We start from the raw sequence: 22,884 nt of genomic DNA, 5'->3' as shown, positions 1-22,884 counted from the left end.
GTTAGATATGAATAGGCATCGGGTCAACCTTCAATGTATTCTCTGCAATCCAGCTGTCATTGTCGTTGAATAGATAGGCACGGTGCACCAGCACGCTCACATCGTCGCCTGGATGAAGCACTTCCTTCTCTAGTGAACGGTACGTGATGAGCTTCGTATCGCCGACAAGCAGCTCGACCATCCACTCGCTGCCTCGGAAATGCAGATGCTTCACTTTTCCTGGAAGCGTTGCGGAAGCTAGTCGAATTTCCCCCGGCTTGCCGATCTCAATATACTCGGGACGGATGAGTGCCTTCGTGCCGGGACGGCTCGCCGCATCCTCAAAGCCCTTAAGCTGCGAAATATTGTCGACGATCGTTGATTCGCCGATAAAGCTTGCGACGAAAGGCGTTTCTGGATTTTTGTAAATATCCCAAGGACTTCCCTTTTGTTCCAGCTTGCCTTTGCTTATAATCATAATTTCATCGGCTACCTCGATCGCTTCCTCTTGGTCATGCGTAACGAAAATAGATGTGATGCCCACTCGCTCAATCATTTCCTTCAGCCACGTGCGAAGCTCTGTCCGGATCTTGGCATCAATGGCAGCGAACGGCTCATCGAGCAGCAGCAGCTGAGGTTCGGGAGCAAGCGCTCTTGCAAATGCTACGCGCTGACGTTGTCCCCCGGAGAGCTGATGGGCGTAGCGGTGCTCGAAGCCCTTAAGACCGGTAAGCTCCACCAAATACATGACGCGCTCTCTAATCTGTTCTTTCGACTGCTTCTTCACCTTTAATCCGAATGCGATGTTGTCGTATACCGTCATATGCTTGAACAGCGCATAGTTTTGGAATACGAACCCTATGCCCCGCTCCTGCGGAGGCAGGTCGTTTACGCGTTTTCCATGGAAAATAATATCGCCGGAGGAAGGGGACTCAAGCCCCGCCAACATACGAAGTATGGACGTTTTACCGCCGCCGCTCGGTCCGAGCAAGCCGATCAGATGACCTTTTTCGATTTCAAAGCTTACGTCCTTAACGGCATGAAAGTCGCCAAAGTTTTTGTTCAAGTTCCGTACTTCAATATGCATGGCTTAATGCACTTCCTTTCGTTTTTTCGCCCATTCCATCAGCAGCAGCAGTCCCACGGAAAATGCCGCAAGAACGAGCGCTACGCCATTGGCGGCAACAACGTTGAAATTTTCCACATCCTGATAAACTAGCGTTGTAGCCGTTTGCGTTTTATTCATAATGTTGCCCGATACGACGAGCACCGCGCCAAATTCCCCAAGCGAACGCGCTACCGTCAATACAACGCCATAGATGACGCCCCATCGGATGGATGGCCATGTCACCTTCCAGAATGTATACCAAGAGTACGCGCCTAGCGTAGATGCCGCTTCCTCCTGCTGCGCGCCGATCTCCTGCAGCACAGGCATCACCTCGCGCACCATGAGCGGGAATGTCACGAACAAGGTAGCCAGAATCATGCCCGGCAGCGCATATACGATTTTGATGCCTGCATCCTCGAACATCGTGCCGATAATCGTGTTTGGTCCGAGCATAAGCACGATCATCAGACCGCCGATAACCGGCGATACGGCGAAAGGCAAGTCGACCAAGCTGTTGAGCAGGCGCTTGATCCGTCGTCCTATCCACTCCGCCCGAACGAGATACATGGCCAGCATGATCCCGAATACCGTGTTCAATACGGTAACCACAACAACGATTATCCCGGTCATCATCAGCGCATGCAGCGACTGCGGCCTCGTAATGCCTTCAATAAAGCCATTCCAGCCTTCTGCCCATGAGCCTGTGAAGATTTTGATTAGCGGGGCAATGAGCAATAAACCAAATACGATATAAGTTAACGTAATCCATAGCCTTCTCATCATTGGCCGCCCCTCCTGCCTTGAATGAGGTTGACCGTCCATAGAATAAGGAAGGATAACGTAAGGAGCATAACCGATACGGCGGCTGCGCCCTGCGGATTACTGCTTTCTATTTCTCCAAAAATATAAACGGATGCGATAAGCGTCTTGCCCGGAATATTGCCCGCAACGAGTACAACTGCGCCAAACTCCGCAATACCGCGAGAGAAGGCGAGCATCGCTCCGCTCAGAATACCAGGCAGCATCGTAGGAAAGATCACGCTAAAAAACGTCTTTGCCCGGGAAGCGCCTAGCGTATAAGCCGCTTCTTCCTCCGATTTGTCCATTTCCTCCAGCAGCGGCTGAATGGCACGGATAACGAAAGGAAACGTTACAAACAGCATTGCTACGATAATCGCCGGCTCATGGAATACGATCTCGATGCCGATTTTCTCTGCTAAACCGCCTACGAAGCTGTTAGGCCCCAGAAGCAGCAAAATCATAAGCCCGCCAACCGCAGTCGGCAATGCAAACGGCAGATCAACCAAGCTATTGAGAAACCGTCGTCCCGGAAATCGGTAACGAATGAGCACCCAGCCGATCATCGTGCCTAGAAACACATTCAGCAGCGTTGCGATAACGGCTAATTTCACGGTCAGCAGCACGGCTTTCCAAGCGAGCGGATCGGAAATGCTTTCCCAAAAAGGGGTCCATCCAAGCGAAAAGGATTGCGTGTAAATGCCAACGATAGGTAATACGATTAGAATAATAAAGTAAAGCATAATGGCGCTCCGAAAGCCGAAGCTCCATCCTTTCCCACGAAATAAAGCATTCACTGTGACTTAACCTCCAGACCATCGGCTCGTGCCGTAGGTGTAGCAAAACAAGTAAAAACATAATTCCTATTAATTTACTAGGTATTAATAATGTAGCATCCATACTGGGATTAAGTCAATCAAAAATTTAGAAATTCTAATCGCTTTCATAGCATTTTTTTATAGCCTTTTCATTTCCTCTTGACCTGTATGCAAAAAAAAAGGAGACCAGCTTATGCTGATGCTCCTCTTCCGTTTATTCACCTTCGATATAGTACACGGTTTCACCTTCGGCAATAATCGCTTGCCCTTGGGTGAGATCCGTAATCCATGCTACAAATGCTTCTGCATCAGGCTTCTCGGGCAGGCAGCGGACGATAACCCGATCCGTAAAATCCGTCCCGCCAACGCGCGTGCCCTTGCTGTGCAGCTCATTCTCCAGCTTCCCATACCACGTATAGTCCACATCGACAAAAACTTCTCTATGAAGCACGTTGACGATCTCATCAGCCGCTTCGATACCGGCAACCGCGCCGTCCGTATAGGCACGCACGAGACCGCCTGCCCCAAGCATAATACCGCCGAAATAACGGGTTACGACGACGGCGACATTTTTGAGCCCCTTGTGCTTGATGACCTCAAGAATCGGCTTGCCCGCCGTTCCGCTCGGCTCTCCGTCATCGGATGCCTTCTGGAACTGATCGCGCTCGCCTACCATATAAGCCGAGCAGTTATGCGTCGCCTGCTTATGCAGCTGCTTGATTTCATTAATGAAGGCAACGGCTTCCTCTTCCGTCTCGACCGGCTTCGCATGCCCGATGAACCGGGATTTCTTAATGACGATCTCGGCATTAGCCTGCTGCCTGACCGTCCTATATTTATCCAGCATTGGCGATGACTCCTGCATGCCGATGGGAGCGGCTTTTTACAGCCTTGCTTCCAGCTCGGCTTTTTCTTTCTCGAAGCCCGGTTTGCCAAGCAACGCGAACATATTCTTTTTGTACGCTTCTACGCCTGGTTGGTCGAATGGGTTAACGCCCAGCAGGTAGCCGCTGATTCCGCAAGCTTTCTCGAAGAAATAAACTAGGTATCCGAACGTGTATGGCGTCATGTCGGCAATGTTTACGATGAAGTTCGGAACCTGGCCGTCGGTATGCGCTAGGAGCGTGCCCTCGAACGCCTTTTTGTTGACGAAGTCCATTGTTTTTCCTGTAAGGAAGTTCAGGCCGTCCAGATCCGCTTCGTCATGCTCGATTGAAATGTGCTCGGCCACTTCTCTGACTTGAATAACCGTTTCGAAAATGTTCCGGTTGCCCTCTTGGATAAATTGGCCCATGGAGTGCAAATCCGTCGAAAAGTCGACAGCCGCCGGGAAAATGCCTTTGAAATCCTTGCCTTCGCTTTCGCCGAACAGCTGCTTCCACCACTCCGATACGAAATGCAGGGAAGGCTCATAGTTGACGAGGATTTCTGTTGCTTTGCCTTTGCGGTACAGCGCGTTGCGGGCTGCTGCATATTGATACGCTTCATTCTCGGCAAGATTAGGATTGCTGTATTCTTTGGATGCATCAGCAGCGCCTTGCATGATTGCCTCAATGTTGATGCCGGCAGCCGCGATCGGCAGCAAGCCTACAGCCGTAAGCACCGAGTAACGGCCGCCTACATCGTCAGGAATAATGAATGATTCGTAGCCTTCTTCCGAAGAGAGCTTCTTCAATGCGCCTTTCTCGCTGTCCGTTGTCGCATATATGCGTTTGCGAGCTTCTTCTTTGCCGTATTTCTTCTCAAGCGCGGCACGGAATACACGGAATGCGATAGCCGGCTCAGTCGTTGTTCCCGATTTGGAAATCACGTTGATCGACCAGTCGCGGCCTTCAACGAGCTGTAGAAGATGGGTCACGTATGTCGAGCTGATATTGTTTCCTGCGAACAAAACCTGCGGCGTTTTGCGTTGTTCTTGCGGCAGAATATTATAGAAAGAGTGGGACAATGCCTCAATTGCTGCGCGCGCGCCTAGGTAGGAACCGCCAATTCCGATCACGATCAGTACCTCGGAATCCGATTTGATTTTCTCGGCAGCTTGTTGAATGCGGGCAAACTCTTCTTTATCATAGTTAGTAGGAAGGTCGATCCAGCCCAAGTAGTCCGAGCCAGTGCCTGTCCCGTTATGTAATTGCTCATGCGCAAGACGAACGGATTCCGTCAAATAATCGATTTCATGCTGGCCAATGAAAGTCAGCGCTTTGCTGTAGTCAAACTGAACTGTTTTGCTCATGTAAGTGTAAACCTCCTAAAATGTTGTGAACCAAAGCCTTGATAATGCTTTTCAACTTAGCCTCTACAATATCGGATTTACCTTATAAAAACAAGCAACAAAGAATGAAATATTGATGAAGAATCTGTATAATCAAATAAAAAACAAGATGGAGCGGAGGAATTCTTTATGAAAAAGGTCGGATTTATCGGATTGGGCGTTATGGGGCTCGGAATGGCAGCGAACCTATTGCGTAAGGGCTTCGAAGTAGCCGTCTATAATCGAACAGCTGGCAAGGCTGACTCCTTGCTGGCGCTGGGAGCAACGGAGCTGGGATCGCCGTCTGCAGTCGCCGGCTCGGTGGATGTTGTCATTACGATGATTAGCAACGACTCCGCTATTCGCGAGGTATATTTTGGCGAGAATGGCATATTCGAAGGCATTCGCAGCGGTGTCACCCTCATCGACAGCAGCACGATTTCGCCTACGCTGGCAAAGGAGCTTGCGGCCGAAGCAGAGGCGCGCAGTGCAGCTTTTCTCGATGCCCCAGTCACTGGCAGCAAACCGGCTGCCGTGGACGGAACGCTCGTCTTTATGGTAGGCGGGAATGCCGATCGACTTGGCGAGGTGGAGGATATATTGCTTGCTATGGGCCGAAAGGTCATCCCCATGGGACCAAATGGCAGCGGATCCATCGCAAAGCTAGCGCATAATACGATCGTCGGCATTAACGTAGTTGCACTTGCGGAAGGAATGGCTATCGCAGCAAGCGGCGGCATTGACGGCCATGCGTTCGTCGAGCTCGTCCAATCCGGCGGAGCGGCAAGCAGAGCAGCCGAGATGAAAGGGCCGAAGCTGCTTGAAGGCAACTATGACGTCCAATTCTCGCTTGAGCTCATGCTGAAGGATCTCCGGCTCTCATCCGTGTTGTCGGACAGCCTTAACGTACCTACGCCGCTGCTTGAAGCTTCCAAAAGCTTATTCCAAGTAGGTGATGCGATGGGCCTTGGCGCGCTCGATATGTCCAGCGTAGGCCAAGCATACGAGCAGTGGATCGGCCGCAAGCTTGGACATAAAGGATAGGCGCTTCAAAAGGCGCTTGCATGAATAATGGGTTGCCCCGAATGTAATTAAATCTACATTCAAGGCAACCCATCGTATTATGAGGTCATCCATGCATTCATGCATGGGTTTGGTTTCCGCTACTTCGCAACCTCTTGCTTCTCAATAACATCATCCTTCGTTTCGGCGACTAGCTCTTTGGCAGACGACTTGAACTCATGCAGCGTTCGTCCTACCGCTCTGCCGAGCTCGGGCAGCTTGGATGGTCCGAAAATGATCAATACCACTACAAGAATCATAATAAGTCCTGGTAAACCAATACTTTGAAGCATCAATCATCATCTCCATTTCTTCTTTTTATCGCGAACAAGCTTCAAAGACTAATCTTGATTATGGGGAATCGGATAAGCGGCCACTGCTTCGATCTCAATCAGCCAATCCTTATTGACCAGCCCCGCTACACCTACCGTGGAACGCGCTGGCTTGATTGGATTTTCCTTTGTATTGAAAAACTTCGCATAGGCATTAAACCAACCTTGATAATCGAATTCATTATTCTTGGCTGCGTCAGGCGTAATATATACCCTTAAATAGATTACATCCTTTAAGCCTAGCCCTTGCTCCTTAAGCTGTTTCTCAATATTTAGAAGGATGCCTTCCCCTTGCTTCTCCGTATCTCCGTATCGCTCATATAGCGTCTTGCCTTCCTTGTTCAGCAGCGGAGGGACAGTGCCGCTCGTCGAGAACGTCGCTGCCGCCGCCGGCAAAGCCACCGCGCTTGCAATAGACGAGCTCGGACTTCCGTAGAATTCAGGCTCGTTTACCGGCGTTAAAGACAATTTATTAGGGGTCAAAGCACTGGCATAGACGGACGCACCCAAGAAGCATGACAACATGGCTGCTGCGACTGCGATTTTCGTATTCCGCTTCAGCTTTATCTTCATTTTCATATCCAGCATTCCTCCTCTATGTTCACAAACTGAATGAACTCTACCTGCTACTCTTTCATAACGCGCTGATGAATATCGGTTACGACTGCACGGGCCGACTCGATACCGCCTGCCATCCACGCCGTAATATAGCTGATATGCTCACCAGCAAGATAAACTCTGCGGTCCGGCTTGCAGAGTGTCGGATAAACAGTCGTACGCTGGTCACCCGAGTACGATACCCAGCCGCCTAGATTATATTTGATACGTTTCCAGTCTATGGAGAATGAAGCCTCGAATTCTTTATGATATTGCGGATGAATTTTCGCGCCCTGCTGCAGCGCATGTGCTTCCCTCTGAAGATAGGACATCTCGCCCAGCTTATCTGCATTTCCGCCGAATGCATAATAGCCTAGCAGCAGTCCTTTCTTTTGCATATAGCCTGTAGGCGGGTAATAGATTGACGATATATCCATGTTGGTCAGCGTATTGCCGCCGTAAATTTGCTCGTCCTCTTCCCAAAATCGGCGCTTGAACTGCAATCCGATCTTACCTGCAGATGCGTAGCCGATACTGTCAATCGCCTTTTTCATCTCCGGAGAGAAATCGGCTTTGACTGATTTCAGCACAGACAACGGAATCGTGCAAATACAATACTCGCCTTCGATCTTTTGCTCCTCGCCCGAAGCGAGATCCTTATAGAGTACGGTAACGCCATTGCCGCTTTGCTTGATCTCGATGACCTCAGAGTTGAATTTTATTTTGCCCTTCAGCCTTTTCTCGAACGCATTAGAGATCGTATCCATCCCGCCTACCGGATGAAACATCATCATTTGCTGGTCATAGCCGTATTCGCTGCTGAAGTAATTGCCGAAGCCTGAATTTAGAATGGCCTTCATGTTGAATGGATCCCTTATCACCCCGGCATCAAGCCTTGCACCCGGCTCGTCCTTGTAACCGCCGCGAGAGGAAGCCTTGTAGAACAAATCGGCATCCAATCCTCCCTCCGAGCGAAGGTAGGCTACCAATTTCTCCTTCTCCTCGGCAGTAATCGGCAGATCCAGCGCATTCTGATTAACCGCCTTAGCCATCAATTCATTAACGTAACCGCGAACATCCGCTTTTGCCTCGCGCTTTCTGATTTTCTTGCCGGAAAGCTCGCCTACTTCCTCGTTATAGTAATAAGCGTGGTCATTCACATTGTTGAATGGTTCAATTGGAATGCCGAACTTCCGAATATACTCCATCGTGACATGGAATTGCGGAATACGCATGGGGCCTCCATTCAAATACAAGCCGTCAGAGAAGCGCGCGACTTGCTTCGAAGCTCCAAGCTCAGCGACCGTTGTCCCGCGGCGCACAGACCAGATGCGTCCTCCCGAACGGGCGCGTGCTTCCAGAATCGTACAATCATAGCCAGCTTGGCCCAGCTCGTAAGCGGCGGTCATCCCTGCGATGCCGGCGCCTAAAATAATAATTTTTTTGCCTCCCTTCTTGCTCATCGAGAGCTCGTTCCCGTCCGGCGGTTCGTAGTCTGCTGCCTTCAATGTTTCCGGTGACAGCAGCCCCAGTGTACCCATTACGCTGAATACCGCTGCTCCTCCACCTAGCTTTCCCACTGTAGTAAGAAACTGCCGCCTGGAAATCTCGCTAGGCGTTTTCGTCGACTCCATTCCGCTCACTCCATTCGTCGGCTTTGTATGTATCACAACGAAAAGATATCACGACTGATAGAATCAATTCTATTATTATGTTAGAAAAACTAACATAAATTATATTTATCTCTTTTTTAATAGTCATAAAGAAATCAATTATAGTTATATTATCCTGTATATATTATTTAGAATTTTATTTTCATAATCAAAGTCTTAGTCCCTTAAGACCATTGTAAACTTATATTCACCCTGCTAAAATCTCCATCAAGATCGGTTTAATGTTAGAATATATAACCTGAATCTATCATTTTAAATCTAGCACTCAACCATTTCTATTGCTCCAGGAGGCGATGCAATGAGTATTAAAGTCATTAGAATTGGAGCCGTGTGCGAACTAACCGGCTTAACAGAGAGGCAAATTCGTTATTACGAGGAGAAGCAGCTCATCTTTCCTGATCGGACGCGAGGAGGAGCCAGAACGTTTTCTTTCGAGGATGTGGACATTCTTAAAGAGATTCACACGAAGATTCAAGACGGTTTCCATACATTCGAGCTTCGTAAGACATTTTCTCGCCAACCTATGCGTTCCTAATTCGGAGGAAGGAAGTGCATTTTCATGAGTAAAAATACGATTATGCCCTTATTAGAGCATATCGTCGAGCTTCGCAAACTGCTCATTTGGATTTTTTCCGTATTCGCTGTTTTCGCAGCTGTCGGAATTGGCGTATCACCAATGATACTCGATTATATCAAAAGCACACCGCCTGCTTCAACGCTCGAATGGAATGTTTTCTCACCCTTCGACGGAATCCGTATGTATATGAGCGTTGCGCTCGTATTCGCATGCACTGCTTCTTTTCCAGTTACACTTTATCTAATTTGGGGCTTCGTCAAGAAAGGACTTCATCAGCATGAACGAAGCGCCGCGTTACGATATATCCCTTACAGTGTTGTATGCCTTCTTCTTGGACTAGGCTTTGGTTACTATGTCGTCCTGCCGATGAGTTTCACATTCATCACCAATGTATCGGAGAAGTTGAATCTTGTCGAAACTTATGGCATTAACGAGTACTTCCGTTTTATGATTAATATTATCCTGCCGATCGCCATCGCTTTCGAGCTTCCGATATTCGTTATGTTTATGACCAAAATTGGCGTTTTATCGCCTGATCGCCTTAAAAAATCGCGGCGATATGCCTATCTCATCCTCGTTATCGTAGCTAACGTGATCTCACCGCCGGACTTTGTTTCCGCCTTTATCATCTTGATCCCGCTTGTCGTACTCTTTGAGATCAGCGTCTTCCTGTCACGTAGCGTGTACCGCAAGAGGCAGGAGCTTATTGAAGGCGCAAACGCGGCCGCATAAGGGGTGTATAGCAATGAAGGCCGCCGGGACAATCCCGGCGGCCTTCATTACTTCCTCAATAATAAGGTGAAATCATTAGATATACGATTACGCCTGTAAGGCTGACATACAGCCAAATCGGCATCGTCCACCTTGCGATCCTCCGATGCTTGTCCACCTTCATTTGCAGGCCCCGAATGGCGGAGAGCAGGGCAAGCGGCACGACTACGATCGCCAGCAGGATATGGGTAAGCAGAATGAAAAAGTAAATGGAACGCAGAGCGCCTTCCCCGCCGTATGTGGTTGATTCCGTTAAATAATGATAGGTGACATAGGATACGAGAAACAATGTCGTTGACGTGAAAGCAGCACCGATAAACGCGCGGTGAATGCGAACGTTTTTTTTCAAAATCGCAATTAACGCAATAACTAGCGCTATAAAGGTAAAGCAATTAAAAATCGCGTTAAGCAGCGGCAATAGCAACACATTGAAACCGATCTCACCGTCATAAGCCGGCAAAAAGAACAAGACCGTGATGATCGCTACCAAGACCAATGACAAAATCGCAACGAGGGTTCCTACGTTTTTTTCCTTCAAGCTGTCAGCCTCCTATAAGCGCGCCCAGGCTTAAACCGCGGACGCATCCTTCTGTATTAACCATATCCGATTTGCATGGTTCAAATCAATTTGATTTAATGCTTAGATGTCACGAAAAATCGAATTTTCGATCCCGGTACATCTATAGGCTTGCTCTTGTGCTGCAAAAAAAATAGGCCTTCCCGCAGGCGAATGATCGCCGCCTGCGGGAGGGCCTCTACTCTAATCCAATTAAGCCTACTCGTAAATGTACGAACAGCAATAGTCGGATACTTCAGCAACCTGTAGCTTGAATTTCGTGTTCGCAGGCACCTGGAACTCGCCTTCGCCTTGAATGTGGATCCACTCGGTCTCGCCAGGCAGAAGCACTTTCAAATCGCCTGCGAGAATCTCCATGATTTCTACGCAATCCGTACCGAACTCATAATCGCCCGGCAGCATAATGCCGAGTGTTTTTTTAGTGCCGTCCGCGAATAATACAACGCGGCTTGTCACTTTACCGTCGAAGTAGACGTTAGCCTTCTTGACGATAGATACATTATCGAATTGAGACATGGTTGTTGTGATCTCCCTTATCTGTCAGATGTTAAGCTGTGAGCCGTTATTACAGCAATGCTTTCACTTTGCTAACAACATTTTCAACGGTAAAGCCGTATTCTTTGATTACGCGATCGCCAGGTGCGGATGCGCCGAAACGGTCAATGGCAAGAATATCGCCTTGATCTCCCGTGTAACGCTCCCAGCCGAACGGATGAGCCATTTCGATCGCAAGGCGAGCTTTAACCTCAGGAAGGATAACGGAGTTTTTGTATTCCTTCGATTGCTTCTCGAACAGATCCCAGCTTGGCATGCTGACGACACGAACTTGAATGCCCTCTTCAGCCAAAGCCTTCTGTGCGGCAACCGCAAGTTGAACCTCAGAACCTGTTGCAAGGATTTGAGCTTGCGGCTTGCCGCCCTCTGCATCCGATACAACATACGCGCCGCGGCGAATGTTTTCGTGAACGCCTTCAACCGTACCTTCAAGAATCGGAAGGTTTTGACGAGTCAAAACGAGGGCAACCGGGTTGCCTGTGTTCTGGACCGCATAAGCCCATGCTGCGGAAGTCTCGTTCGCATCAGCAGGACGAATTACCGTAAGATCAGGGATAATACGAATCGAAGCAAGCTGCTCGATCGGCTCATGCGTAGGGCCGTCTTCGCCGACAGCGATACTGTCGTGCGTAAGCACGTATACGACTGGCAGCTTCATCAATGCGGCAAGACGAACGGCAGGACGAAGGTAATCGGTAAATACGAAGAACGTACCGCCGAATACTTTCAAGCCGCTATGAAGGGCAATACCGTTCATTGCAGCAGCCATTCCGAACTCGCGAACGCCGTAGTACAGGTTGCGGCCGTCGTAGCTGCCTGGCTTGAATTGCGTCAAGCCTTTCAAGTGAGTCATTGTCGAGCTTTCAAGGTCAGCCGATCCGCCGAAAATCGTAGGCACGTTTTTGGCAAGCCCGTTTAGCGCGTTGCCGGAAGCGACGCGAGTCGAAACCGCGCTGTCTCCTACTTTGTATGCAGGAAGGTCAGCATCCCAGCCCTCTGGCAATGCGCCGGAGATAGCTAGCTCGAACTGAGCAGCTAACTCAGGGAAAGCTGCTTTATAGGCTGCGTATGCCGCATCCCAAGCCGCGTTTGCTTGCTCGCCATTGCTTTTCACATCTGCGAAATGAGCGCGAACTTCGTCAGGCACGTGGAATTGAAGCTCTTCCGACCAGCCATACGCTTGTTTTGTCAATTTGGTCTCGTCAGCGCCAAGCGGTGATCCGTGAGGACCGGCATGTCCGCCTTTTCCGCCTTTGTTCGGGCTTCCGTAACCGATAACCGTTTTAACTTCGATCAATGTCGGTTTGGACAAATCGGCTTGCGCTTCGGCAACCGCTTGGGATAGGGCAGCAAGATCGTTGCCGTCCTCTACGCGAAGAACCTGCCAGCCGTAGCCTTCAAAACGTTTTTGAACGCTTTCGGAATACGAAAGGCTCAGTTCGCCATCAAGCGAGATATCGTTTGAATCATATAGAACAACCAATTTGCCAAGCTGAAGGTGACCTGCGAAAGAAGCTGCCTCGTGGGAAACACCTTCCATCAAATCGCCATCGCCGCAAATGGAGTATGTGAAGTGGTTGATCAGATCATGGCCTTCTTTGTTGTAAGTAGCGCCAAGCTGAGCTTCTGCAATCGCCATGCCAACAGCCATCGCGATACCTTGTCCAAGCGGTCCAGTTGTCGCATCTACACCAGCAGTGTGGCCGAACTCAGGATGTCCCGGAGTCAAAGAACCCCATTGACGGAAGTTTTGAAGCTCTTCAAGCGGAAGATCATAGCCCGAAAGGTGAAGCAGGCTGTAAAGCAGCATGGAACCATGACCCGCAGACAAAACAAAACGGTCGCGGTTAATCCATGTCGGATTTGCCGGGTTATGCTTCATATTTTTTGCAAAAAGCTGGTAGCCCATTGGAGCAGCTCCCATTGGCATGCCAGGATGTCCTGATTTTGCTTTCTCGATCGAATCGATCGCTAGTGTACGGATCGTATCGATGGATAGCTGTTCAATTGATTTTTGTGTAACCGTCATTCCAATTTCCTCCTATAGTCTAATCTAATTTCGTCTCGTTATATGGTTTCTCATTAACGATACAACGTCATACCAGTACGCAATAACTTTGAATATTGTATCACTCTGCATACTTGTTTTCCATCATAAAGATTAAGTGTAACGCATAAAAATACAGCTAATTGAATACAACCGTTTTATTATGATGCACGATTACGCGATCTTCAATATGCCATTTCACCGCACGGGCGAGTACGACACGCTCGATTGTCCGGCCAATCCGCTTCAAATCATCCACATTGTCGCGATGGCTGACGCGTTGAACGTCCTGCTCAATGATTGGTCCGCCATCCAGCTCCTCGGTTACGTAATGCGCAGTAGCGCCAATAATCTTTACGCCGCGCGTATAAGCCTGCGCATATGGCTTTCCGCCAACGAATGCAGGCAGGAAGGAATGATGTATATTAATAATGCGGTTAGGAAATTGCTCAATAAATTTAGGAGAAATGATCTGCATGTAACGGGCCAAAACAATGATATCCGCTTTGTCCGCTACAACCTCCATTTGTTTGCGTTCTGCTTCTGCTTTCGTTGAAGCCGTAACCGGAATATGGTGGTATTCGATACCGAACGATTCCACGAGCTCCCGCATGTCCGGGTGATTGCTGATAACCATGGAGATATCTGCATCCAGATCTCCTGCTTTCCACTGCCACAGCAGCTCGAGCAGACAATGATCCTCTTTGGATACGAACACGGCAAGCCTTTTCTTGCGGCTCGCGCGGAAGGTATGCCATTTCATATCAAAGCGGTCGGCTACCCGGGCGAAATCTTCAACCAACACCGGAAGCTCCTTCTCCAGATCATTCAGGTCAAATTCAAAACGGATAAAAAACATGCCGCCCTCCGGATCCATGGTATATTGATCCGATTGAACGATATTCGCGCCGTGCTCATATAAGAAATGGGAAACGGCCGCTACGATTCCCGAGCGGTCCGGGCACGAGATTAGCATTCGTGCGCGACCGCTTTTTCCGCCGGCCCCGTTTTGAACCTCTGGCGGGTTGGATTGTGATGACATGGACTCCTAACTTCCTTTCACAGCAATATAAATGAATGTACGAACTCTTTATAATTAGATCTTGGCCAGCAGCTCTTTGCCGCCAAACCAAGCCGTAATACGCTGGTTGATTTGTTCTTCGGTAAGACCTTCAGGTAGCGCTTCGCCAGCAACGACAAGATCGTAAAGTCGCTCCATCGGCTCGCGAGGATCGGCTTTCTTGGCCTTCGCATCCGTTCTCAGGACATCCCAAGCTGACAGTACGTATTCTCTCGGATCAACACCCTGCTTACCAAAGAAATGGTGAAGGCGCTCAACGTCCTCGAAGAAAGGTTCGCCAAGGCGGCTTCTGCCGTTGTCGCTTAGCAGTGCAATTTCCACTTCATACATAGGCCTTTCCGTTTTGTCTTCTTTGCCGATCCATGGCGTTTCAAGGATGAACGGGCGCCCTTTGAGGCCTTCGTGATGCACGATACGGGAGATCGCGTCATGCCCTAGCCAGCCGGCTCCGATCGGAGCATGCCTGTCTTTTCCCGCGCCGCGAGCGTTTTTGCTGTCATTGACATGAACGACGGCTACTCGGTCAAGTCCCACCAAACGGTCAAACTGCTCCAGAACGCCATCCAGGTCATGGATCAGATCATAACCCGCATCATGCATATGGCAGGTGTCCATACATACAGTCAGGCGATGATTATCCTGTACCTTGTCAATAATAGCTGCCAGCTCTTCAAAGCTGCGCCCAATTTCCGTCCCTTTGCCGGCCATCGTCTCAAGTGCGATATTCACATTGGTTTCTTTTGTACCCGCAAGCACTTCATTCAAACCCTCAGCTATGCGCGCTATGCCAAACTCGGCATCCTTGTCCGTATAAGCGCCCGGATGTAGGACAATATTACGAACACCGATATAATCGGTTCTGCGAATTTCTTCCTGCAAGAAGGAAACCGCAAGCTCGAACGTCGAATCCTTGTAGGAGCCCAAATTTACAATATAAGGCGCATGGACGACAATCTCATTGATGCCCGATTGCTCCATAAGCGCCTTGCCTTCTTCAATATATAAGCTATCGATCGGCTTTCTTCTCGTATTCTGAGGCGCGCCGGTGTAAATCATAAATGTGCCTGAGCCGTACGATACGGCTTCCTGTGCTGCCGTCAGCAGCCCCTTGTCCGAAAATGATACATGGGAACCTATTTTCAACATAAATTTTACGCCCCTTTCGGTTATCAAACCTTATTTTACAAGGAATGTCGAAATAAATCTAGGAATACGGTATAATTCATTATTGAGGTGAAAGACAAGTATGAAAGTTGCGCCCGATTGGTTTATGTACTTCATCGTTTTTTGGGCGGTCGTCATGGTTGGCGCCATGTCGATTGGCGGGTTTTTCATGTTTCGCAAATTTCTCAAGGTGCTTCCGATGCGGGACGGCAAGTCCAAGCTCGATTGGCAGAACTATTGGGTGGAACGCAGCCGCAGCATGTGGAACGATGATTCCAAGGCGCTGCTCGACGAGCTTGTATCCCCGGTTCCGACTGCATTCCGCGATATAGCCAAGCATTCAATCGCTGCCAAAATCGGCCAGGTTGCGATCGAGCACGGCGCTTCATCCGTTACTCGCGCGCATTGCATCGAAGGCTACATACGAGCCACTCCAAAACGTGATTACCGCAGCCTAGTTACCTTCCTTGACCGTCAAGGGATTGACTACGCTCCCTATAAGCATCTACTTAATAAATGAGTTTAAGCCGCAGCTTTGCGGCTTAAACTCATTTATATTTTTCAGACCGACAGACATCCTTTCATTACATTTGCGTCACGCTGCAGCATTACGGTTAAATATAAAAATGTAACCTAACTAGCATCCATTCCGTTATAACAAGCAGGAGGTGGTTCTCATGATGAACTCATCAAGACGCAAAAAAAGCAAAAAAGCAGCAGCAGGAGCCGTTCTTTTAGCAGTGATGCTCGCGACGGCAGCATGCGGCGGTGCCAATGGCAACAAACCCGCTGCCGGAAATGATCAACCAGGAAACGTGGAGGAATCTCCGATTGTAACGGATTTACCCGAAGAAAGCGGTGTGCTCGATCCCGATGTATCGGAGCCCGAACCAACAGCAGAGCCAACCGCTACAGCAGACAACGAAAGCCCAACTGAAGCACCGGCTGGTCCAATAAAGGTGAATGAAGGCAAATACAGCGGTCTAATCGACTCGCACTCTATAGAGATTGAAACAGCGGCAGGCGCCGTACCTTTGCAAATAACCGATGAATTCAAAAGCCAGCTTGAAGCATTGCCTGATGACGCGAATGTCAAGTTTGAGTATACGGAAAAATCGATTGAAGGCGATGATACCGTCAAGCAGAACTGGCTTGTGAAAATCGAGGAAGTGAAGTAACGAGGTTAACGAAGGAGCGAGTGGGAATGCGGGTTGCAATTGCCGGAGGGACTGGCTTTATCGGAAGCGCTCTGAAAGAAGCGCTTCTGAATAGAAATGACGAGGTATGGATTATATCGAGAAGCCATTCGCAGAACGAGCCAAAACGCCCAGGTCTGAACAGGTTGACCTGGGACGAGCTAGAGGCTGCGCCTTCTTTATTGGAAGGAGTCAATGCGATCGTTAATCTCTCAGGCGAATCTATTAATCAACGCTGGTCAACCGCTGCCAAGCAGCGTGTAATGGATTCGAGAACGACGGCAGCAGCCCGCGTCTCCAAGCTTATGCAATCGCTAAAGCATAAACCGCCGCTCGTTTTGAATGCTTCTGGCATTTCGGCTTACGGTATTTCTGCGGATGGAAGCTTCGATGAAACAAGTGCTACGAATGTAACGGACTTTCTATCAGAGGTGGTGCAGAAGTGGGAGCTTGCTGCAGACAGCATTCCTGCCGAGCGACTGGTAAAGCTCCGGGTAGGCGTTGTGCTGGACAAGAAGGAAGGAGCTTTCCCATTAATGGCTATGCCTTACCGCTTATTCGGCGGTGGCAAAATCGGCAGCGGGAAGCAGTGGCTTTCTTGGATTCATCTAACCGATATGACCAGAATGCTCTTGTTCATTCTAGACAATAATGATATAAACGGCCCGATAAACGGTTGTTCGCCAGATCCTGTAACGAATGATGCATTTGGGCGGGCAATTGGCAAAGCCATGGGCAGACCTCACTGGTTCCCTGTTCCCGCTTTTGTGATGCGTACCTTGTTTGGCGAGATGTCGACGCTTTTGCTGGATGGCCAACGTGCCCTCCCACGAAAGGCCGTTGAACACGGCTTTACCTTCCGGTATCCAACGGTAGACAGCGCGATGAATGAATTAGTCGGAGGCAGGTAACCTCATTTCCCAGCTTTCAGCTCATAAGCAGGTCCCTGCTCGCCTGCTAATTGGACAATGTCTCCTATATTCAGCTTGTAGCTTTTATAGGGGACCATAACTTGTCCATTCAGCAGGCTTCCATTTTTTGACCCCAGATCCTTTGCCATGTAATGCCCTTCCGCATACTCTAATTCCAAATGAAGACGCGATATTCCGTTAGCATGATCCGCATAGCTTACCTTTTCGCCAATACGGCCGATTTTGAAGCTGCATTCCGTCAGCTCCAGCCTTGTTCGTTCACCGTCCAATCTTCTTTGAAGCCACAAAGCAGATGAATGTTGAAGCTCAAGCTGCTCTTGGTCCGGACTCAGCCACACTGTAGGGTCTACGCTAGGGTAAATCGTTTTGGCAGCAACGACATGAAGCGACGCAGCCTGATTCACCGCGCTGGCTTCCATAGGCGATTCCATAATGTCTCTTATGTTCGAGTTCTCATGCTCCCTCGCTATGACTAAATGTTCAGAACCGTTAAACTTTCCCGGCTCATAATAAGGCTGCTGGTTCGCATCCTCCAAGTCTTCCAAACCAACCTTCCGATCCCATCCATTTCTCCATAACCATAAAGAAAAAGCCAGCAGGAGCAATGTTATTCCCGCGCACAGAAGCAAGCTTTGCTTGGTTGGTGAAGCGAGGTATACATAGCGCCAGATACAGGCTGCCGCAACAAGAAGTGCTGCAGTTCCAATCCACCTTCCCTTCCCTTTTGACTCGGGTTCCGACTCCGAAACCGAATCCGATTCCTTCATGAATTCCAAATCAAATTCATTTGAGACCGCATGCTGTTGATAGGCATCCATGTGTAGCTTTGGCTCAAGCAAAGGCTCTGCGTACTTTACGGCTGGCTGCTTCGGTTCTTGCGCTATTTGAGAATGCCCATTCGGATAAGAGACACTCTGTCCGAACATATTTTGTGCTTGCTTTTCTGGAAACGGTACTTTCCCTACAGGCTGTATTTCTCGCTGCTGCACAGAGCCGCTTTGATGATTAGGGATACCACCAATTAAATCGAGCAGCGTGTAACGAAGCTCCTCCAAGGGCCATTTCTTCCCCGTTAAATGATGCAGCACCCGCTTCAAGCCTTCGCCATCTATTCGATCGATATAGGAAGTGAAGCGTACAACCAATGACAAAAGATCACCCGCTCCCTTTGCCTGAGCGTTCGTGTCAGCCTTAATAGGCACGTAGGCAAGAGCAATGTCATGGAGCTTTTCTCCAATAAAAATAAATTGCTCATCAAGGAGACAGCCTTCCGGACGCAGCATATAGTCCCTGCATCCATAGAGCGCATCCACAACACCAAGAAGGAGAGTATAATATTCCTCCATTGCGAGGGGTTTCTGCTGCAGCCGATGAAGTAGCATTCTTTTGCCCGACAGCCTATAACGAAAAGTAATTCTAGCATCCAGTTCAAGCCAATCGATGTGCAGCAAATAGGGAATCTGCTCATTCCGAAGCATTTGGAGCTCAATATCGTCCAGCTCACTTCTGTATATCCCGCTTTCACGGTCAATCATCATTTCATGTCCTTGATTCATTGCAAAATCAATGCGAAAATGCTGCATGGCGATATTCTCTCCTCCCAAGCATCCAGCTTTAATTGATAATCGTCCATACGGTAACAGCAGCAGGCGCTACCGCAAGCATGAATGGAAACTTTTTGCCTGAGTTTGCCCATCGCAGCCACTCTGGCTTTCTCCACCCCGATGCTGGCGTGAGAATAGCAGTGACTCCTGCCTCAACCCGCTTCCCAAAAGCACGATTAACTGCAAGAACAATAAATCCGATTATCCCCGCGTACAGAATCGCATAAAACATTAGTTGCAGAACCAATACTCCTCCCGCCCATGCGCCTAATGCTCCGAACAGCTTCACATCTCCTGCGCCGATGCCTTTGGCGATATGAAGGAGCAGCAGCGGTATAAAACCAACAAGCGTTCCGACAGCTGCCGTACCCACTCCAGCCATTCCATTTGAGGCAATATGGTAAATAAACGCGCCGATAAAAAAGCTCAGCGTAAGATAGTTGGGAATAATCTGCGACTTCAAATCCGTAATAAACGCCCACACTAAAAGCAGGGCAATTGCTGTTGTCGGAACAAAGTCCATTCAAGCCCCTTTCTGCAGCAGCCTATCATTCAGTTAGCTGCTGCCGCTGTTTTTCTCCACGACGAAATGCATAGATATCCGGTTATCTGCACGGCCAGCCTCTGATGCAGCAAGCTCCCATATACCAGGCGTTGTATTCCCAGAAACATGCCAGGTCCATTTGATATATCCTTCTGAGTCAGCAACGGCCTCCCCCAAATGCTTCGCTTTGCTAGAACCGCTTTTATAAGTAACCTCCAGAGAGATTGCCGCTCCAGGCGTTGTTTTCACGATTACGGAGGCTTTCCTGCCGGGTCGCAGCGGTGCAGGCTCAATCGCCACGATTTGGATCGGAACGGTTGCTTGATCCCCATTTTCAATGCCATATCTTGCATGCTCAGCATCACTTAACCAAACACGCTCCGCAGCTTGCTCTTTCAGTACGATTGGCTTTCCCAAAAATGGCAGCTTTAAAGGAAAATCATATTCTACCTCGATGGATAAATACGGCTCATTGCTCTTGGTTAAATCGGGCAGCGAAAGCCAGCTTAGCCTTACACGAGCCGGATCTATAATAGCAGCATCGGTAAAGCTCCTAATCAGCGGTGCAATGACGGCTTGCCCGATTTGTGTAGCCGCCATATTCTGGAGAGGTTGAAAGTCTCCTCGAAGCGTAGCGGCTATTAAAGGGCCTGCCGGAGATGGCAGCCATTCCGAAGCCTCCGCTGCTACTTCGTTCCAAGGAGCCAGCGTAACCAATGTTTCGGGTAGAGAAGGAGCCTGAGCAGCAGCTTGCTGCCAGGCCAAATCTACAGGATGAATATGAGCCGCAATCTGCCGGACCGATTGCGCGGCCGCCGAGTGGAGAGCCATTTGCACCGCGCATAAACGGATGAGCATCACAAACACCACCAGCACCACAATAACCATCGGCATCACCAAAGCTGCTTCTACAACGATTGAGCCTTGCTCTTCCCTTAACTTGCTAAGCCTAATATGACCAGCCGATTGTTTGCGTAGTCTCATAGCGGTTTCCTTCAACCTTTCCATCCAGAAGTCCAAGATTGCCGAGTGCGCCCATTAAGCCAGGCACAAACCAGAGCTCCGCAGACAGCTCAGCCTCTCCCGTTACGCCGCTCGGAACAGCTGACAATATCGTCCCGCTATTATGCTCGACGACTGCAATCATCCGCGCTAAGCTAGAGCTGTCATTTGCACCATGCAATAGTATAAATAGCCTTAAATAATCCTGGTAAGATAGCTCCAGCTTCACATATTTGGACAATGGCGCCGACCCCCGTTCGGTGAACGCTATTAGATCCTCTATCGATTTCTCCAAGCCGTAAATAAGAGCTGCAGATAGAATGAGCAAGGGATGCCCAAGTGTCCTGCTTTCCATTAACCCCTCCATCGTTCGCACAGACAGCCTCGCTGCAAACAGCTCCCCATATGCAGCAGCAATATTCCCCACCGGATTGTGGAAGCCATAAATGATGTATTCTGCTTCTTGGTTATTGAATGAAACAGCATGCGACAGCTCTGACAAATCCCCACCGGTCAACATCGCCTTTAGATGCTGAGGCGCAAACGAAGCATACCTGCCCAGAACATATTCTCCGAAAAACAAATCATCTCTTGTATCCGCCAGCATACTGGCCATGCCCGAGAACAAACCGTCCATGAACGCAGCAGATTGCTCGGAAGCATCATGAGCCCCTTCTGCAGCTCCTGCTGTATCCGGGAAAGAAGCTTCCTTCCCTTTCTCGTTAAACAGAAGATTGGCATTGTACAGCTGTTTGATCTGTTCAAATACAAGCTGGTGCTCTTCCGTTTGCGGAATTGCAGTAAGTCCGTGAAGCAGGCTGCGAGCCTGTTTCCACAATGACTCAGACTGCTTCTCTTGCTGCTTTAGCTTCTCTTTAATCTCGCCGTGTTCAAGGGCATTTCTTCTGCTTGCCACAATAACAGCGGGCTGGATATATTTTTCATTGTAGCTGCCATATGCAAGGCGGAGGCTCGCTGCACCCTCTAACAAGGTATCTGCCGACTGAATCTGGACTGGCTTCATCAGTGAAGCCATAGCGCTCGTCTGGAAGCTGCCTGTCTCCATATCAATCGCAGCGGCGGATGATCCTTGCGCCTCAAGCTCCTGCCGGTATTCCGCAAACCATTCATCGTTCAAAACCAGTTCATCCGCTGTTTTCCTTATTTGTTCCAGATCAGATGCCGCATCGGCAGGAACCTCATGCTTAACTGCTCCCGGCACTTCCATTCTCGACACCGCATCATATCCGCCTTGAGTCGCTTGCTGGTTCGCTTCCCTGGCAAGCTGCTGCATCTGCTCATTCAGCATCCTAGCAGCTTCTAGCTCTTTAAAGGCATCCTCCTGCAGCTTCGTGTGGCGTTGAAGCACGTCTCTTCCGCCCCGCTTTAGTGTTGATGCAAACCCTCTCACTGACTCTTCATAGGCTTCCATTTGCGTTGTCTTTTCCTGATTCCCTTCCGACTCAGACAGCTGGCTCTGCATAGCTGCTATGGCTGCATAATCTGGATAGGCTCCTGCGATGCCTAAGGCAGTATCAGCAGGTATCGTCCCCATGCTTGCTTCAACCGGAATCATCGCAGCTATCCCGCTGTCCCTCACTGCCGCTGCAGCTAGCTCTTGCCCTTGAAGCACGCGGATTAGATGTGCTTCGCGCTGCTCATACAGCATGCGCATACGTTCGAGCAGGCTGATGGTAATGGATGATTCCTTCATTGCTCCAGCTATCGGTATAAACTTAGCAGCTAGCTCCAGTGTAAAATCAACGGGTGCCTTATATTTCATTTCCTCCAATACCTGCCTTGCAAAGATTTCATGGCTCCCCAAAAACGAAGCAGGATGCAAGGCAGCTTTGTCTACCTTCATCCGAACCAGCTTCATTCCAGGCTCCGTAAACCGCGCCGACTCATCCGTATTGGCTGTCAATGCATCTGAGAATATCGATTGACCTTCAGTGCCGCCTCGGCCAAACAATCCGTATCGCTCGTAAAGCGTGGAATCATAGGCTGAGAGAACAGACCGCACACCTGAACGAACGGCATCCTCTGCCAGCTTGTGCATAACTGCAATGCGCGCATAATCAATAAGCAGAGAAAAAAATAACAGCAGGGAGGATAATACAATGACAGAAAAAACGGTTACCGCTCCATTTTCTTGAAAGAAAAAACCGCTATTGCAGCCTGTTTCCTTTAATGACTTTATCTTGGCGGCCAATACC

Annotated in this window: 23 protein-coding genes; 6 read left to right on the top strand and 17 right to left on the bottom strand. The window is 49.3% G+C overall.

What is annotated here, in order from left to right; genetic code table 11:
- Window position 1 precedes the first annotated feature (1 nt).
- The 5 genes from FHS16_RS24480 to FHS16_RS24460 all read right to left on the bottom strand — a co-directional run bounded on the left by FHS16_RS24480 (window position 2) and on the right by FHS16_RS24460 (window position 4,936).
- A complete protein-coding gene (locus FHS16_RS24480) occupies window positions 2–1,066 on the bottom strand; it encodes a sulfate/molybdate ABC transporter ATP-binding protein (RefSeq protein WP_183569083.1) in 1,065 nt (354 codons plus the stop codon).
- Window positions 1,067–1,069: 3 nt separating this feature from the next.
- Window positions 1,070–1,867, bottom strand: coding sequence for a sulfate ABC transporter permease subunit (locus FHS16_RS24475; RefSeq protein ID WP_183569143.1), 798 nt, complete (start codon window positions 1,865–1,867; stop codon window positions 1,070–1,072).
- Window positions 1,867–2,628, bottom strand: a complete 762-nt coding sequence (gene cysT / locus FHS16_RS24470) for a sulfate ABC transporter permease subunit CysT (protein ID WP_183569141.1) — start codon at window positions 2,626–2,628, stop codon at window positions 1,867–1,869. Before cysT ends, FHS16_RS24475 begins: the two co-directional genes overlap by 1 nt.
- A 289-nt stretch (window positions 2,629–2,917) precedes the next feature.
- Window positions 2,918–3,550: a YigZ family protein gene (locus tag FHS16_RS24465; RefSeq protein ID WP_183569081.1), complete on the bottom strand. Its 633-nt coding sequence runs from the start codon at window positions 3,548–3,550 to the stop codon at window positions 2,918–2,920.
- Between the two features lie 36 nt (window positions 3,551–3,586).
- Window positions 3,587–4,936 (bottom strand): glucose-6-phosphate isomerase, encoded by a 1,350-nt coding sequence (locus FHS16_RS24460; protein ID WP_183569079.1) that lies wholly within the window; start codon window positions 4,934–4,936, stop codon window positions 3,587–3,589.
- 168 nt (window positions 4,937–5,104) lie between these two features.
- Here FHS16_RS24460 and FHS16_RS24455 point away from each other — a divergent pair, with 168 nt between their 5' ends.
- Window positions 5,105–5,998 carry an NAD(P)-dependent oxidoreductase gene (locus tag FHS16_RS24455; protein WP_183569077.1) on the top strand — a complete coding sequence of 298 codons (894 nt, stop codon included), beginning with the start codon at window positions 5,105–5,107 and terminating at the stop codon, window positions 5,996–5,998.
- Window positions 5,999–6,117: 119 nt separating this feature from the next.
- Here FHS16_RS24455 and FHS16_RS24450 read toward each other — a convergent pair whose 3' ends face one another.
- Genes FHS16_RS24450 through FHS16_RS24440 form a run of 3 tightly spaced genes read right to left on the bottom strand, consistent with a single transcriptional unit; the run spans window position 6,118 to window position 8,579 of the window.
- Window positions 6,118–6,309, bottom strand: coding sequence for a twin-arginine translocase TatA/TatE family subunit (locus FHS16_RS24450; RefSeq protein ID WP_114383389.1), 192 nt, complete (start codon window positions 6,307–6,309; stop codon window positions 6,118–6,120).
- Between the two features lie 48 nt (window positions 6,310–6,357).
- Window positions 6,358–6,927, bottom strand: coding sequence for a RidA family protein (locus FHS16_RS24445; protein ID WP_246431937.1), 570 nt, complete (start codon window positions 6,925–6,927; stop codon window positions 6,358–6,360).
- A 47-nt stretch (window positions 6,928–6,974) separates the two neighbouring features.
- Window positions 6,975–8,579, bottom strand: coding sequence for a flavin monoamine oxidase family protein (locus FHS16_RS24440; RefSeq protein ID WP_183569075.1), 1,605 nt, complete (start codon window positions 8,577–8,579; stop codon window positions 6,975–6,977).
- Window positions 8,580–8,916: 337 nt separating this feature from the next.
- Between FHS16_RS24440 and FHS16_RS24435 the strand changes: the two genes are divergently transcribed.
- A complete protein-coding gene (locus tag FHS16_RS24435) occupies window positions 8,917–9,153 on the top strand; it encodes a MerR family transcriptional regulator (protein ID WP_183569073.1) in 237 nt (78 codons plus the stop codon).
- 24 nt (window positions 9,154–9,177) lie between these two features.
- Window positions 9,178–9,927 (top strand): twin-arginine translocase subunit TatC, encoded by a 750-nt coding sequence (tatC, locus tag FHS16_RS24430; protein WP_183569071.1) that lies wholly within the window; start codon window positions 9,178–9,180, stop codon window positions 9,925–9,927.
- A 55-nt stretch (window positions 9,928–9,982) separates the two neighbouring features.
- On the opposite strand, the gene FHS16_RS24425 is transcribed toward tatC, so the two are convergent.
- The 5 genes from FHS16_RS24425 to FHS16_RS24405 all read right to left on the bottom strand — a co-directional run bounded on the left by FHS16_RS24425 (window position 9,983) and on the right by FHS16_RS24405 (window position 15,372).
- Window positions 9,983–10,504, bottom strand: a complete 522-nt coding sequence (locus FHS16_RS24425) for a DUF420 domain-containing protein (protein WP_183569069.1) — start codon at window positions 10,502–10,504, stop codon at window positions 9,983–9,985.
- A 237-nt stretch (window positions 10,505–10,741) separates the two neighbouring features.
- The gene (gene ppnP / locus FHS16_RS24420; protein WP_183569067.1) at window positions 10,742–11,059 is read right to left on the bottom strand and encodes a pyrimidine/purine nucleoside phosphorylase; all 318 of its coding nucleotides are present in this window, start codon (window positions 11,057–11,059) and stop codon (window positions 10,742–10,744) included.
- Window positions 11,060–11,108: 49 nt separating this feature from the next.
- Window positions 11,109–13,127, bottom strand: a complete 2,019-nt coding sequence (gene tkt / locus FHS16_RS24415) for a transketolase (protein WP_183569065.1) — start codon at window positions 13,125–13,127, stop codon at window positions 11,109–11,111.
- Window positions 13,128–13,284: 157 nt separating this feature from the next.
- Window positions 13,285–14,187 carry a formyltetrahydrofolate deformylase gene (gene purU, locus FHS16_RS24410; protein WP_183569063.1) on the bottom strand — a complete coding sequence of 301 codons (903 nt, stop codon included), beginning with the start codon at window positions 14,185–14,187 and terminating at the stop codon, window positions 13,285–13,287.
- A gap of 54 nt (window positions 14,188–14,241) precedes the next feature.
- Window positions 14,242–15,372, bottom strand: a complete 1,131-nt coding sequence (locus tag FHS16_RS24405; RefSeq protein ID WP_183569061.1) for a deoxyribonuclease IV — start codon at window positions 15,370–15,372, stop codon at window positions 14,242–14,244.
- Between the two features lie 100 nt (window positions 15,373–15,472).
- On the opposite strand from FHS16_RS24405, the gene FHS16_RS24400 reads away from it, so the two are divergent.
- The 3 genes from FHS16_RS24400 (at window position 15,473) to FHS16_RS24390 (ending at window position 17,497) form a co-directional block, all read left to right on the top strand.
- Window positions 15,473–15,910 (top strand): DUF2621 domain-containing protein, encoded by a 438-nt coding sequence (locus FHS16_RS24400; protein WP_183569059.1) that lies wholly within the window; start codon window positions 15,473–15,475, stop codon window positions 15,908–15,910.
- Window positions 15,911–16,067: 157 nt separating this feature from the next.
- The gene (locus FHS16_RS24395; protein WP_183569057.1) at window positions 16,068–16,568 is read left to right on the top strand and encodes a LytA/YqiH family protein; all 501 of its coding nucleotides are present in this window, start codon (window positions 16,068–16,070) and stop codon (window positions 16,566–16,568) included.
- 26 nt (window positions 16,569–16,594) lie between these two features.
- Entirely contained in the window at window positions 16,595–17,497 is a 903-nt protein-coding gene (locus tag FHS16_RS24390; protein WP_183569055.1) for a TIGR01777 family oxidoreductase, read from the top strand.
- 2 nt (window positions 17,498–17,499) lie between these two features.
- Here FHS16_RS24390 and FHS16_RS24385 read toward each other — a convergent pair whose 3' ends face one another.
- The 4 genes from FHS16_RS24385 to FHS16_RS24370 are packed head-to-tail and all read right to left on the bottom strand — an operon-like array spanning window position 17,500 to window position 22,880.
- Window positions 17,500–19,101, bottom strand: a complete 1,602-nt coding sequence (locus tag FHS16_RS24385) for a DUF6382 and FHA domain-containing protein (protein WP_183569053.1) — start codon at window positions 19,099–19,101, stop codon at window positions 17,500–17,502.
- Window positions 19,102–19,132: 31 nt separating this feature from the next.
- Entirely contained in the window at window positions 19,133–19,645 is a 513-nt protein-coding gene (locus FHS16_RS24380) for an A24 family peptidase (protein ID WP_183569051.1), read from the bottom strand.
- 33 nt (window positions 19,646–19,678) lie between these two features.
- Window positions 19,679–20,650 carry a hypothetical protein gene (locus FHS16_RS24375; protein WP_183569049.1) on the bottom strand — a complete coding sequence of 324 codons (972 nt, stop codon included), beginning with the start codon at window positions 20,648–20,650 and terminating at the stop codon, window positions 19,679–19,681.
- Window positions 20,616–22,880 carry a hypothetical protein gene (locus FHS16_RS24370; RefSeq protein ID WP_183569047.1) on the bottom strand — a complete coding sequence of 755 codons (2,265 nt, stop codon included), beginning with the start codon at window positions 22,878–22,880 and terminating at the stop codon, window positions 20,616–20,618. Before FHS16_RS24370 ends, FHS16_RS24375 begins: the two co-directional genes overlap by 35 nt.
- Window positions 22,881–22,884 lie beyond the last annotated feature (4 nt).

This window comes from Paenibacillus endophyticus (genome assembly GCF_014192395.1).
Taxonomy (GTDB): Bacteria; Bacillota; Bacilli; order Paenibacillales; family Paenibacillaceae; genus Pristimantibacillus; species Pristimantibacillus endophyticus.
The sequence above is the reverse complement of the archived record's forward strand: the minus strand, read 5'-3'. Positions and strand labels throughout refer to the sequence as shown.

Coding starts and splice junctions, on each gene's coding strand:
- FHS16_RS24450 (WP_114383389.1), bottom strand. CDS start 6,309: ATGCTTCAAAGTATTGGTTTACCAGGACTTATTATGATTCTTGTAGTG.
- tatC (WP_183569071.1), top strand. CDS start 9,178: ATGAGTAAAAATACGATTATGCCCTTATTAGAGCATATCGTCGAGCTT.
- FHS16_RS24435 (WP_183569073.1), top strand. CDS start 8,917: ATGAGTATTAAAGTCATTAGAATTGGAGCCGTGTGCGAACTAACCGGC.
- FHS16_RS24445 (WP_246431937.1), bottom strand. CDS start 6,927: ATGAAAATGAAGATAAAGCTGAAGCGGAATACGAAAATCGCAGTCGCA.
- FHS16_RS24385 (WP_183569053.1), bottom strand. CDS start 19,101: ATGCAGCATTTTCGCATTGATTTTGCAATGAATCAAGGACATGAAATG.
- FHS16_RS24480 (WP_183569083.1), bottom strand. CDS start 1,066: ATGCATATTGAAGTACGGAACTTGAACAAAAACTTTGGCGACTTTCAT.
- tkt (WP_183569065.1), bottom strand. CDS start 13,127: ATGACGGTTACACAAAAATCAATTGAACAGCTATCCATCGATACGATC.
- FHS16_RS24375 (WP_183569049.1), bottom strand. CDS start 20,650: ATGAGACTACGCAAACAATCGGCTGGTCATATTAGGCTTAGCAAGTTA.
- FHS16_RS24460 (WP_183569079.1), bottom strand. CDS start 4,936: ATGAGCAAAACAGTTCAGTTTGACTACAGCAAAGCGCTGACTTTCATT.
- purU (WP_183569063.1), bottom strand. CDS start 14,187: ATGTCATCACAATCCAACCCGCCAGAGGTTCAAAACGGGGCCGGCGGA.
- FHS16_RS24400 (WP_183569059.1), top strand. CDS start 15,473: ATGAAAGTTGCGCCCGATTGGTTTATGTACTTCATCGTTTTTTGGGCG.
- ppnP (WP_183569067.1), bottom strand. CDS start 11,059: ATGTCTCAATTCGATAATGTATCTATCGTCAAGAAGGCTAACGTCTAC.
- FHS16_RS24440 (WP_183569075.1), bottom strand. CDS start 8,579: ATGGAGTCGACGAAAACGCCTAGCGAGATTTCCAGGCGGCAGTTTCTT.
- FHS16_RS24475 (WP_183569143.1), bottom strand. CDS start 1,867: ATGAGAAGGCTATGGATTACGTTAACTTATATCGTATTTGGTTTATTG.
- FHS16_RS24465 (WP_183569081.1), bottom strand. CDS start 3,550: ATGCTGGATAAATATAGGACGGTCAGGCAGCAGGCTAATGCCGAGATC.
- FHS16_RS24455 (WP_183569077.1), top strand. CDS start 5,105: ATGAAAAAGGTCGGATTTATCGGATTGGGCGTTATGGGGCTCGGAATG.
- FHS16_RS24380 (WP_183569051.1), bottom strand. CDS start 19,645: ATGGACTTTGTTCCGACAACAGCAATTGCCCTGCTTTTAGTGTGGGCG.
- FHS16_RS24390 (WP_183569055.1), top strand. CDS start 16,595: ATGCGGGTTGCAATTGCCGGAGGGACTGGCTTTATCGGAAGCGCTCTG.
- FHS16_RS24405 (WP_183569061.1), bottom strand. CDS start 15,372: ATGTTGAAAATAGGTTCCCATGTATCATTTTCGGACAAGGGGCTGCTG.
- cysT (WP_183569141.1), bottom strand. CDS start 2,628: ATGCTTTACTTTATTATTCTAATCGTATTACCTATCGTTGGCATTTAC.
- FHS16_RS24395 (WP_183569057.1), top strand. CDS start 16,068: ATGATGAACTCATCAAGACGCAAAAAAAGCAAAAAAGCAGCAGCAGGA.